The following is an 11,985-nucleotide window of genomic DNA, read 5'->3' on the forward strand; positions in this document are numbered from 1 at the left end:
ACCTGACTCAGCTAACGAAAGGGACCACCCCATGACCTGGACCGCCCCTGCCGTCGACCGGAAACCAGACCCCATGCTGGGCGACGAGACCGCCGTGCTGGCGGGCTGGCTCGACTACCACCGGGACACCCTGCTGCTGAAGTGCTCGGGTCTGACCGAGGCGCAGCTGAAGACCAACAGCGTCCCGGTGACCAACCTGACCCTGCTCGGGTTGGTGCGCCACATGACGGAGCTGGAGCGCTGGCTGCGTACCCTCTTCACCGGCGAGACGGCCGAGGACCCGTACTCCACCGAGGAGCGTCCGGACGCCGCGTTCGACGACGTCGCCTCGGCGGACGTGCAGGCCGACTTCGACCTCTTCCGGCAGGAGGCGGAGCTAACCCGCAAGGCGTTCACGCTGCGCGACCTCGATGAGACCTACGAGGACGAGGGCGAGGTGCGCAACCTCCGGACCACGGTGGTGCACATCCTCGAGGAGTACGCCCGGCACAACGGTCACGCCGACCTGATCCGGCAGAGCATCGACGGCGCGACGGGCGACTGACTCGGTCACCACGGTTCGTGCCGCTCCCGGGCAGCCGGGAACACGACGAGGGCCGGCCCGGACAGGAGACTGTCCGGGCCGGCCCCTGCCGTACACGTCAGAGCTGAGCGGTCACGTACTCCACGCACTGGTCGAGGCTCCAGCCGTCCGGCCGGCCCGGCAGGCCGTCCATCTGGCAGAAGGCCGCGTTGACCCGGTCGAGCTGGGTCACCTCGCGTCCGACCAGGTCGGGCCGGGCGGCGGCCATCGTGGTCAGCGCGCGGTCGAGCCGCTCCAGCGCGTCGTCGACCACCTCGCCCCGGAAGCACGCGGACGGGTACTGCTGGTCGGACGGTTCGAGGATGAGCCCCTCGGCCAGGGCGTGCGGCAGGAGGACCTCCTCCACCTCCGGGGCGCAGACGAACTGGAACGCGGCCCCGGTGCCGGCCATCTCGATCGGCAGGTCACGGGTGCTGATCATCTTGGCCGCCTCGGACACGAAGCGGGCGCCGTCGATGGCGAGCTGTGCCTGGACGTCCAGCTCGGCCAGCCGGTCGAGGGTCGCCGAGGCCGCCGCGAAGCTGGGCGCCTCGAAGGTGAGGGTCGAGACGAACTCGGCCAGCGGCTTCAGGAACCGCTCGTCGCCGGCCACGCAGGAGAGCGGCCAGCCGTTGCTGATCCCCTTGGCGTACGTGTACATGTCCGCCACGACGCTCGCCTCGGTGACCGAAGCGCCCTGCCGGAGCCGGTAGCCGTGCTTCACCTCGTCGGCGATGGTGACCACCCCGACCCGCTCGCACCGTTCGAACAGGTCGGCGATGTACTCCGGCGAGACGTGGATGTAGTCCGGCGCGATGATCACGGCGGCCAGTTCGTGTGCGTGCTTGTCCAGGACCTGGTCGATCAGCTCCGGCAGGTGGTAGCAGTGCAGCACGTCCTCGGAGTTGGGCTGGCCCGGCGGGGTGAACTCCCACATCAGGTCGTACCCGTGGTAACCGCAGCTGGCGATGAGCCGCTTGCCGGTGACCTGGCGCGCGGCCGAGGCTGCGGCCCGGGTCGCGGCGGTGCCCGTCTTGAAGAACGCCACCCGCTGGTCGCCGGGGAGGTCCCCGGCGATCTGCTCGGCCAGGTGGTTCTGCAGGTCGAGCGAGGCCGCCGCCGGGACGCCCGAGCGCACCGTCTTCAGCACGGCTTCGGTGACCACCGGGTCCTGGTGCCCGAGCATCACGCTGCCGAAGGAGTTGGAGAGGTCGATGAGGCCGCGACCCTCCGCGTCGTACACGTAGGCGCCTTCGCCACGGACGATGGTGACACCCCGCGCCACCTCGTACGGCGTGCAACCGTCAGCGTTGGCAATAATCATCAGTGGAACCTCCGGCTGTCCTGCGCCCCTCGGCCGGTCGTGGGCGACACGCGGCAAATCATAGGGGGCGACAAAGCCGAATCGCGAGTGCCCACCACCGAGTGGTATCGACAAGCGACACCGGGTGAGCATCCCGTCAATTATCTGGGGAATTAGTCCAGTATGGAGGCCCCTCTCGGATCGGGTACTTTCAGGTATTTGTCTCGGTCGCCGCGTCGATTACCGTGGAGAGGCACGGGGTCAGCGGATGAACGCGCTGGTGGCAGCGCCTTCTGTTACGGAAGGTAATCAAGTGAAGGTTTTCCTCGTCAAGCCGCCGATCCGCGGATGCATGGTGGAAATCGGACGTCACGTTCCGATCGGTCTCGCCTACGTATCGTCAGCGCTGCGCGCCGCGGGCCATGAGACGGAGATTTTCGACTCCCTCGCCTACACCGAGGACAACCACGTCGTCCCGGACGCGGAGCTGACCACGATCGAGCGGGCCAAGCTGGAGCGTCACCCGCGCTGGCGGCACATCATGCACTGGGGCGCCCGGACGGAGCGCATCGAGGCGGCCCTCGCCGCCAGCGAGGCGGACGTCGTCGGCATCTCCTGCATGTTCACCCCCTACTACGAGAGCGCCTACGAGCTGGCCCGGATGGCGAAGCGCGTTCTGCCGAACGCGAAGGTGATCGTTGGCGGTCAGCACGGCACCGTCGCCTTCCCGCACGTGCTCGAGGTGCCCGAGGTCGACGCGGTGATGCTCGGCGAGGCCGAGGTGACCACGGTCGCGCTGCTGGACGCGTTCGCCACCGGGCGGCCCCTGACCGAGCTGCTCGGGGTGGCCTTCCGCTGTGGCGAGGGGCTCTGCGAGTGCGCCACGCCCGGCACGCCGCACATCCGTCCCCGTGCGCCCTTCGTCGCCGACCTCGACTCCCTCGCGCCGCCGGCCGCCGACCAGCTCGACTTCGACCGGTACGGCAACGCGGTCACCCTGATCACCAGCCGGGGTTGCCCGTTCTCGTGCTCGTTCTGCACGGTGCACGCCACGGTCGGCAAGCAGTTCCGGGCCCGTGACCCGCAGCGCGTGGTCGACGAGATCGAGCACTACGTCAACGTGCACGGGGTGCGCCGCTTCCTGGTGGAGGACGACAACTTCACCTTCGACATCGAGCGGGTGCACGCCATCTGCCAGGAGATCGTCCGTCGTCAGCTCGACGTCCGGCTCAGCCTGCCGAACGGGATGACCGTCGTGAAGCTCACCGAGGACCTGGTGGAGAGCATGGTCTCGGCCGGCTTCGACGACCTCTTCCTCGGGCTGGAGACCACCGACGCGGCCCGGCTGCGCAAGATGCGCAAGGGGTTCACCTCGCTGGACAAGGTCTCCGCCGGGGTCGCCCTGTTCGAGAAGTTCGGGCTGACGGCGAGCGCCGCGATCATCGTCGGGCTGCCCGACCAGAGCCTCGACGCGATCGTGCAGGACGCGGTGAACCTGGTGCTGGCCGGGGTCGAGTTCTGGACCAACCCGTTCTACCCGATCTACGGCTCCCCGGACTACCAGACCTGTCTGACCCGGGGCATCGTCGACCCGCTGACCGACCCCGCCCTGTTCGACCAGTTCAACTTCGCCTTCGCCAACGGTGTCCTGGCCGCGGACGAGCTCTACACCGCCTGGGTGGGGACCCTCGCCATGGCGCTGTGGCCGAAGTACGTCCTCGAGGGGGCGGAGCGCCGCGAGCAGGGGCCGGTCTCCGCGGCGGAGGCCGGCGCACGTCTGGTCGAGCACAGCATGGCGCAGCTCGACCCGGAGAGCCCGGAGGAACTGCCGGCCACCGTGCGGGCGATCCGGCAGACCGCCGACGGGCTGCTGGCACTGGGGCACCCGCTGGGCTGCGTCTGCGTGATGCAGCACGTCGCGGACGCCGACAAGGGTGCCGGCGCCGACCAGTTCTGCCGCTTCGCCGGTGACATGATCGCTGCGGCCATCGCGCTGTACAGCGGTCAGCCGCAGGTCAGCGCACAGGTCGGAGCGCAGACGGCCGGGGATGCCGAAGGGTGCTCGTTCATGGTCCGGCCCACCGGTGACGAGCGGATCGGCCGGATCCAGCGCCGCTTCGTCGAGCTGCTCGACGAGAACCGCCGGGAGGCCGAACTGGTGGCCGCCGAGGCGGTTTCCCACTGACCCTCGTCCCCACCACACCTGTCCCACCGCTCCCGTCCTGTCGTTCGGGAAGCTGGCGGGAAAAGTTCACCACGGATTCCGTCGGCAACCCCATGGCACCGGTTGATGGCTACGGACAGTGACGGCGGTGGGCGGGTGTGGATGGGTTCGCGACGGATGCGGAAAAACGTCTCCGGGGCAGCGTCCCGGACAATTCGGCCGAGCCGTACTTGGCTGTTCAGTCAGAATTAGGTTTCCCTGGGCAACCGCAGCCACCGGATTATCCCGAAGGTTCGCCCGGGAAACCACGGTAAGTGATCCGCAGGTGCGTCGACGATGCGGTCGACGCACCTCGTGGCGCCTCCGTGCCGACTGGTCGGTAACGGATTGACCGGCGGATACTCCGTCCTGCTCCCATGGCGTTACGGAAAGTAAAATCACTAAACGTCAGTAGCTGTTTCGGCCATTCCGCGCATAGTTACAGTGCTATATGCTGGCGGCCACGGTGTCCCTTGGGGATAGCTGATGGCAGTCGCCGACCACAGGTCGAGCGAGCCCAGCTGGCGCGCCGGCCGGACAGCCCGGCGCCGATCCCGGTGGCACTCCTGGGCAAGGGTCAAATCGGCGAGAGAAGGTAGCCAGGACATGGATTCTGCCAACTTGACGAACCGGGGGCTGGTCGAGCGGGCCCGTCGGGTGACCGCAGCGGAGAACTACGACATCGGGACCCGCTTCTCGGCGATGATCCAGTCGGGCGAGGGTGCGTGGCTGACCGACGTCGAGGGCAACCGTTACGTCGACCTCACCGCCTCCAGCGGGACGATCATCCTCGGTCACCGGAATCAGGCGGTGACCGAGGCGATCACGCGGCAGATTCAGGATTACGGTACGGCGTTCGCGTCGACGTTGTCGGTTCCGCGGGTGGAGTTGGCGGAGCGGTTGTGTGAGCGGTACGAGTGTGCAGAGAAGGTCGTCTTCCACAAGACCGGCTCCGAGGGTACGGCGATGGCGGCCCGTCTGGCGCGGGCGGCGACCGGTCGTGAGTTGATCCTGTCGTGTGGCTACCACGGCTGGCACGAGTGGCAACTCGCGGGCGAGACGTTCGGGTACCAGCAGACCACCGGTGTGGTCGGTTTCGGGTACAACGAGAAGGCCCTGGCGAAGATGCTGGAGGCCTTCGGCAACGAGGTGGCCGGAGTGCTGATCTCGCCGGAGCTGCTGTACTTCGACGTCGAGTTCTACCAGCGCATGTATGCGTTGTGCGCGCGGTATGACGTGCCGTTCATGATGGATGAGGTGTACACGGGGTTCCGGGCGGGGCCGAAGGGTGTGCACGGCTTGGGTGTGCCGGCTGACGTGGTGGTGGTCAGCAAGGGGCTGGCGAACGGTCATTCGTTGGCGGCGGTGATGGGTCGTCGGGACATCATCGATGCGTATGACGTGTCGGGGATCCAGGGGACGTACACGCGGGAGGTGCCGCCGATGGCGGCGGCGATGGCGGTGTTGGATGTCTTGGACACGCCGGGCGTGTACGAGCACGCGGAGGCGATGGGCCGTCGGTTGGCGGATGGGATGCGGGAGATCCTGACCGGTGAGGGTATTCCGAACTGGGTGGGTGGCCCGGCCCTGATGTTCGACACGGTGCTGCCGAATGACGATCTGGGTTGGGAGATCTACAAGACGGCGCACGACTTCGGGGTGTACTTCGAGGACTCCGGTACGCAGTTGGTGACGACGGCGTTCGACGAGGCGGCGGTGGACCACGCGTTGTCGGCGTTCCGTAAGGCGACGCGTCAGGTGGTCGCGGATCGGCCGGACATCGCGCCGACGTCGGGTGGCGAGTTGACCGAGGAGCGGAAGCTCGACTTCGCCGAGGAGGCCTTCGGCGGTCTGCTGCGTGACGACGAGCGGACGAACGCGTTGATCGACGAGACCATCGAGAAGGTGGTCAACCGGGACCGCAGCATCAAGCCGGTTCTCATCCCCGCCCAGAACTGACCCGGACCCTGGCGTAGGAACGACAGGGCCGGTGAAGATGGTTGCAGCACCGATACCGGTGGCTGGCTGGGGCGACAAGGACGACCCGTGGGAGTGCCTGGGCGAGCGTTCGTCCGGCGCGACGGTCTACCGCGTGGGGGAGGGTCCCTCCTTCTACGTGAAGACCACGCCGCCCAGGCACCCCGACGACCACCGGTTCAACCCGACCAAGGAGGCCGAGCGGCTCCGCTGGCTGGCCGCCCAGGGGCTGCCCGTCCCCGAGGTGGTGGCCCTCGACGCCAACGACGAGCTGGCGTGGGTGGTCACCAGGGCGCTGCCCGGGCGGCCCGCCGCCCGGCACTGGAAGCCGGAGGAACGTTGGCGGGTGATCGACGTCGTCGCCGACGTCGCGCGTACGCTGCACGCGCTTCCGGTGGCGGAGTGCCCGTTCGAGCGTCGGCTGGCCGACCTGATCCACCAGGCCAGCTCCTCGATGGCGCTGGGCGCGCTCGACCTCGACGACGTGGACCCCTCGCACGAGGGCTGGACGGGTCAGCAGCTCTGGGACGAGCTGAGCAAGATGACGCCCCCGGAGGAGGACGACCTGGTCGTCTGCCACGGTGACTTCTGCCTCGACAACGTCCTGGTGGATCCGGAGACGCTGACCCTGGCCGGCATCCTCGACGTCGACCGGGCCGGAGTGTCGGACCGGTGGATGGACCTCGCCCTGGCGCTGTACAACATCGGCCAGGACGACGTCTGGGGCTACGGTCCGCCGCACGCCGAGCACTTCCTCCGGCGGTACGGCATCAGCGTCGACCAGCACAAGCTGACCTACATCCAACTGCTGGACGAATTTCTCTGAGCTGACCCGGGCGGGCCGGCGTCCGACGGACGCCGGCCCGCCCCGACGTGAATGGCGTGGTGGGCACATGAACTACCGTGAGTTGATCGAGCGGGCCCGGCGGACGACCGCGGCCGAGGAGTACGACATCTCGGGGCGCTATCCGTCGGTGATCGCGCACGCCGAGGGCGCCTGGATGACGGACCTGTCGGGCAACCGTTACGTCGACCTGACCGGCGCTGATGCCGCCGTCATCCTCGGCTACCGTCATCCGGCGGTCAATGAGGCGATCACGCGGCAGATTCGGGACTACGGTACGACGTTCGCGTCGACGTTGTCGGTTCCGCGGGTGGAGTTGGCGGAGCGGATGTGTGAGCGGTACGAGTGTGCGGAGAAGGTCGTCTTCCACAAAACTGGTACCGAGGGCACGGCGATGGCGGTCCGGTTGGCGCGGGCGGCGACGGGTCGGGAGTTGGTCCTGTCGTCCGGCTATCACGGCTGGCACGAGTGGCAGATGGCCGGGGAGGAGTTCGGGTACCAGCAGTCCACCGGTGTGGTGGGTTTCGGGTACAACGAGAAGGCCCTGGCGAAGATGCTGGAGGCGTTCGGTGAACAGGTCGCCGGCGTCATCGTCTCGCCCGAGGTCCTGTACTTCGACCTCGATCACTACCGCCGGATGTCGGCGTTGTGTGCGCGGTATGACGTGCCGTTCATGTTGGATGAGGTGTACACGGGGTTCCGGGCGGGGCCGAAGGGTGTGCACGGGTTGGGTGTGCCGGCTGACGTCGTCGTACTCGGCAAGGGGCTGGCGAACGGTCATTCGTTGGCGGCGGTGATGGGTCGTCGGGACATCATCGATGCGTATGACGTGTCGGGGATCCAGGGGACGTACACGCGGGAGGTGCCGCCGATGGCGGCGGCGCTCGCGGTGTTCGAGGTGCTGGACACGCCGGGCGTGTACGAGCACGCGGAGCGCATGGGCCGCCGGCTGGCGGATGGGATGCGCGAGATCCTGACCGGTGAGGGGATTCCGAACTGGGTGGGTGGCCCGGCCCTGATGTTCGACGTGGTGTTGCCGAATGACGATCTGGGTTGGGAGATCTACAAGACGGCGCACGACTTCGGGGTGTACTTCGAGGACTCCGGTACGCAGTTGGTGACGGCGGCGTTCGACGAGGCGGCGGTGGACCACGCGTTGTCGGGGTTCCGTAAGGCGACGCGTCAGGTGGTGGCGGATCGGCCGGACATCGCGCCGACGTCGGGTGGTGAGTTGACCGAGGAGCGGAAGCTGGACTTCGCGGAGGAGGCCTTCGGTGGTCTGCTGCGTGACGACGAGCGGACGAACGCGTTGATCGACGAGACCATCGAGAAGGTGGTCAACCGGGACCGCAGCATCAAGCCGGTCCTCTTCCCGGCACAGAACTGACCCGGGCAAAACCGACCCGGACAGCACGAAACGGCGGCGGCCGGTGGTTTCCCGGAGGAACCACCGGCCGCCGCCGTTCGTCGCGTTCTGGGAGTCAGCGCTGGTACGTGCTCGACGCCGCCAGCGCGATCCCGCCCCGGACGTTGAAGTCGACCGTGACCTTGAGGAAGACCGGTTCGAGGGCCGCCACCAAGTCGTCACGCATCTTCGTCGCCAGGTGCTCGTGGAAGATCCCCTCGTCCCGGAAGGTCTCCAGGTAGAGCTTGAGACTCTTGGTCTCCACTCCCCGGTCACCGGGACGGTATTCGATCCGGATGGTCGCCCAGTCCGGCTGCCCCGTGATGGGGCAGCGGCAGGTGAACTCCCGGCAGTCGATGGTGATCTCCTGCGAGCTGTCGCCGATCGGGAATGTTTCGAGGGATCGGTCGGGCGGGGTGTCCGCCCGACCGAGCTTCGTCAGAGCCATGATCCGATCATAGGCTCTTCTTCAGCGCCCCCAGATTGTCCCGGACCTTGACCACCGCATCCAGCATGTCCTGTACGTCCTCCGGCTCCACCGACAGCAGGGAGTGGTGGATCCACACCGCCTCGTCGAAGGCCACCCGCTCCGCCACCGGCAGGTGGAACGCGTCCGGCTCGATCTTCTCGCCGTAGCGCTCCCGGATCGCCGGCCAGTCGTCGGCGGTGATGTGGAACAGCTCGTCGCGGTGCATCGGCGGGTAGAAGGTGTTCCCCTCGAACTCGACGCCTTCGGCGAGGATCGCCTCCAGCACCTTGTCCCGGTGGAGCCCGTCCCATGCCTCGGTGTCGAACCGGAAGAGCAGCTCGTAGCGCTGCCGGCGGGTGACCCGGGGGTCCTCCGCCAGCGGCTTGAAGCCGCCGATCTCGACCAGCCCCTGGGTCAACATCTCCGCCATCGCGGTCCGCTGCTTGTCGAGGGCGTCGTACCGGTCGAGCTGCCCCAGCAGGACGGCCGCCTGCATCTCGGTGGCCCGGTGGTTCCAGCCGAAGACCCGGCCCGGGAACCTGTCGTACGGGGCCTCCTTGCGGCCGACGTGCGCCAGGGACATCGCCCGGTGGAACGCCTCCTCGGTGGCGGTGACCAGGAAGCCACCCTCGCCCGAGGTCATGATCTTGCTGGTCTCGAAGCTGTAGCTGCCGGCGTCGCCGATGGTGCCGACGCACCGGCCGCGCCACTCCGCGAAGTGGGCGTGCGCACAGTCCTCGATGAGCAGCAGGTTGTGCCGGCGGCAGATGTCCAGCAGCGCGTCCATGTCGGCGACCTGGTTGCCCAGGTGCACCACCATGATCGCCCTGGTCCGGTCGGTGATCGCCTCCTCGACCTTCACCGGGTCGATGCACCAGTTCTCGTCGGAGATGTCCGCCAGCACCGGCACGGCGTTGACGTGCACGATGCCGGCGACCGTCCCGACCCAGGTGAAGGCGGTGGTGATCACCTCGTCACCGGCATGGATCCCGAGCGCGCGCAGCGCCATCGAGAGGGTCACCGTGCCGTTGGTCGCCAGGAGGCCGTACTTCGCCCCGAGCTTGGCGGTGAACCGCTCGGCGAACTGCTGGTGCATGGTGTTCGGGAAGGGGATGCCGCCGAGGTTGCGGCTCTCGATGACGGTCCGCAGCCGATCCACGTCCTCCGGGCCGACGTGCGGCCACTCCGGCCAGGGCCGGGTCCGGACGGGGTCGCCACCGAGGATGGCCAGTTTCTGCGTCATCAGCGGCTACCTGCCCCGGCGAGGGCCCCGAGGGCGATGTCCGGGTCGATCTCGAAGACCGTGCCCTTGTCGGTCATGTCGGTCCACTGCTGCTGGACCTTGTAGCCGATCGGCACCAGGCCCTCGAACGGCAGGTTGTTGTGCTTCACCCAGTAGTTCTCCAGTGCGAAGGAGCCGGCCCGCAGGCTCAGCCGGTACACGGAGTCGTCCGGGGCGACCCGGCTGCGCTCCTGCTCCACGTCGACCTCGTGGGCACCCTTGAACCGCTGCATGGTGCGGACCAGGATGTCCCGGTACACCTCCTGCGCCTCCTCGTCGCTGTAGCCGGCGCGGCGGGTGAAGTGCAGGTTGTGGTGGAAGCTCTCCTGCTCGTCGTCGTCGATGTGGATGCCGTAGTCGTCCGGCCGGAGCTGGATCGGCGAGTTCCGCTCGACGATGAAGTCGGCGATCTGGTACGTCACCGTGTCGTGGTAGTCGCTGAGGAACTGGTAGAGCTCCTCGGCCTCCTCCCGTTCCTCGGTGGGCAGACCGACGATGGTCATCAGGAACGGCTTGTAGCCCAGCTCCCGGCTGTCCTGGAGCAGCCGGTGGACGACCTCCATCCGGTTGCCCTTGCGGACCAGGTCGAGCAGGCGCTCGTTCGCCGTCTCCAGGCCGAAGCGCAGCGTGCCCTGCGAGTCGCGCATCTTGGTCAGGACGGCCTTGTCGATGTTGCCCTCGAAGCGGACGTCGACCTCCCAGAACAGCTCCGGGCGCTTCTTCTCGATGAAGAAGTCCGCGAGCTCGACCAGCCGCTTCGCCGGGAAGACCGCGTCGGCGAAGTCGAAGTGCACGGTCCCGGGGTACAGCTCCAGGAAGGTGTCGATGTCCTTCTGGATGTTCTCGGTGCTGCGCTCCCGGTAGCTCCACGGCGCGAAGTTGGTGATCGCGTTGCAGAACGAGCACTTCATGTAGTAGCAGGACCGCGAGCCCTGGAGGACGAGGCTGCCCTGCCCCTCCCGGAAGGTGGTGTACAGCGACAGGTCGAAGTCGCTGTAGTCCGGGGTCGGGAGCTGGTTCATGTCGGCGACCCAGGAGATGTCACCGCTGCGCTCGTAGGTGCCGTCCTCGATCCGCCAGTGGGTGTTCGGCATGTTCTCCCGCGGCTGGGACATCGCCAGCAGCAGCTTGCGGCCGACCGGCTTGGTGTCGAGCACGCTCTGCTCCGACATCGGCTTGCAGCCGCCGGGGATGCCGACCGGCCGCTCGCCCCGGGACAGCGCCTCGGCCATCTTCAGCAGCGGCTCCTCGCCCTCCCGGACGACCAGGGCGTCGATCAGTTCACCCAGTTCGGGGCAGGCCTCCAGACGCGGGATGAGCATGTCCGCGAAGGAGGTCACCCAGGGGCCACCCCAGCAGATGTAGAGGTCCGGGTTCTCCTTCTTCATCAGGTAGCCCAGGGTCAGCGCCGGGATGACCTGGTTGTACCCCATGATCGAGAAGCCCATCAGGCCCAGCTCGGAGGCCTTGCCGGCCACCTTCTCCTGGTAGAAGGCGTGGTAGATGTTCGCGTCCGGGTCCCGGACCAGCTTCGCGACGCGCTCCGGCTCGTCGCGCAGGATCGACAGGAACTCACAGTACGAGAACGGGAAGGGCGGGTCCCAGATGGAGAGGCTCTCCGGCGCCACCTGGCACTGCTGCTGCAGGTCCCACTGCTCGAAGTTCGTCTCGGTGAAGTAGTTCCCGGTGATGTGGTTCAGGAAGAACTGCTTGATGAAGGGCTTGGTGAACTCGTGGGTATTCTCCGGGCCCTGCACCTGCTCGATCTCGACCCGGTTGAGCAGGTACTCGTTGAAGTCCGCGTTCAGGTCCAGGCCGACAGCCGGCATACCCTTGTCGCGAAGGTAGGCCGTGAGGGTCGCCACCGAGATCGGCGGGGTCTCCGCCAACAACGACGGTGGGAATGCGACACCGGTGACGATCTTGTTAGTGACGGTCAT

Annotated in this window: 9 protein-coding genes; 5 read left to right on the top strand and 4 right to left on the bottom strand. The window is 67.5% G+C overall.

Annotation, left to right across the window (positions count from 1 at the left end; all coding sequences use genetic code 11):
* The first annotated feature begins 31 nt into the window (after positions 1 to 31).
* Positions 32 to 544 carry a DinB family protein gene (locus GA0070618_RS11475; RefSeq protein WP_088981624.1) on the top strand — a complete coding sequence of 171 codons (513 nt, stop codon included), beginning with the start codon at positions 32 to 34 and terminating at the stop codon, positions 542 to 544.
* A gap of 97 nt (positions 545 to 641) precedes the next feature.
* On the opposite strand, the gene GA0070618_RS11480 is transcribed toward GA0070618_RS11475, so the two are convergent.
* Positions 642 to 1,886: an aminotransferase class III-fold pyridoxal phosphate-dependent enzyme gene (locus GA0070618_RS11480; protein ID WP_170107915.1), complete on the bottom strand. Its 1,245-nt coding sequence runs from the start codon at positions 1,884 to 1,886 to the stop codon at positions 642 to 644.
* A gap of 331 nt (positions 1,887 to 2,217) precedes the next feature.
* Here GA0070618_RS11480 and GA0070618_RS11485 point away from each other — a divergent pair, with 331 nt between their 5' ends.
* The 4 genes from GA0070618_RS11485 (at position 2,218) to GA0070618_RS11500 (ending at position 8,276) form a co-directional block, all read left to right on the top strand.
* Positions 2,218 to 4,050, top strand: a complete 1,833-nt coding sequence (locus GA0070618_RS11485) for a B12-binding domain-containing radical SAM protein (protein WP_172900280.1) — start codon at positions 2,218 to 2,220, stop codon at positions 4,048 to 4,050.
* A 624-nt stretch (positions 4,051 to 4,674) separates the two neighbouring features.
* Positions 4,675 to 6,027, top strand: a complete 1,353-nt coding sequence (locus GA0070618_RS11490) for an aminotransferase class III-fold pyridoxal phosphate-dependent enzyme (RefSeq protein WP_157748942.1) — start codon at positions 4,675 to 4,677, stop codon at positions 6,025 to 6,027.
* 37 nt (positions 6,028 to 6,064) lie between these two features.
* Positions 6,065 to 6,871 (top strand): APH(3') family aminoglycoside O-phosphotransferase, encoded by an 807-nt coding sequence (locus tag GA0070618_RS11495; protein ID WP_231931868.1) that lies wholly within the window; start codon positions 6,065 to 6,067, stop codon positions 6,869 to 6,871.
* A gap of 67 nt (positions 6,872 to 6,938) precedes the next feature.
* Entirely contained in the window at positions 6,939 to 8,276 is a 1,338-nt protein-coding gene (locus tag GA0070618_RS11500; protein ID WP_088981629.1) for an aminotransferase class III-fold pyridoxal phosphate-dependent enzyme, read from the top strand.
* A 94-nt stretch (positions 8,277 to 8,370) separates the two neighbouring features.
* Here the strand turns inward: GA0070618_RS11500 and queF are convergent, their stop codons facing one another.
* The 3 genes from queF to GA0070618_RS11515 are packed head-to-tail and all read right to left on the bottom strand — an operon-like array spanning position 8,371 to position 11,985.
* On the bottom strand, positions 8,371 to 8,742 hold the full coding sequence (queF, locus tag GA0070618_RS11505; RefSeq protein WP_088981630.1) for a preQ(1) synthase: 372 nt from the start codon (positions 8,740 to 8,742) through the stop codon (positions 8,371 to 8,373).
* A 7-nt stretch (positions 8,743 to 8,749) separates the two neighbouring features.
* Positions 8,750 to 10,006: a DegT/DnrJ/EryC1/StrS family aminotransferase gene (locus GA0070618_RS11510; protein ID WP_088981631.1), complete on the bottom strand. Its 1,257-nt coding sequence runs from the start codon at positions 10,004 to 10,006 to the stop codon at positions 8,750 to 8,752.
* Positions 10,006 to 11,985, bottom strand: a complete 1,980-nt coding sequence (locus GA0070618_RS11515; RefSeq protein ID WP_143740571.1) for a B12-binding domain-containing radical SAM protein — start codon at positions 11,983 to 11,985, stop codon at positions 10,006 to 10,008. The genes GA0070618_RS11510 and GA0070618_RS11515 overlap by 1 nt, the downstream gene beginning before the upstream one ends.

The organism is Micromonospora echinospora (genome assembly GCF_900091495.1).
GTDB lineage: Bacteria > Actinomycetota > Actinomycetes > Mycobacteriales > Micromonosporaceae > Micromonospora > Micromonospora echinospora.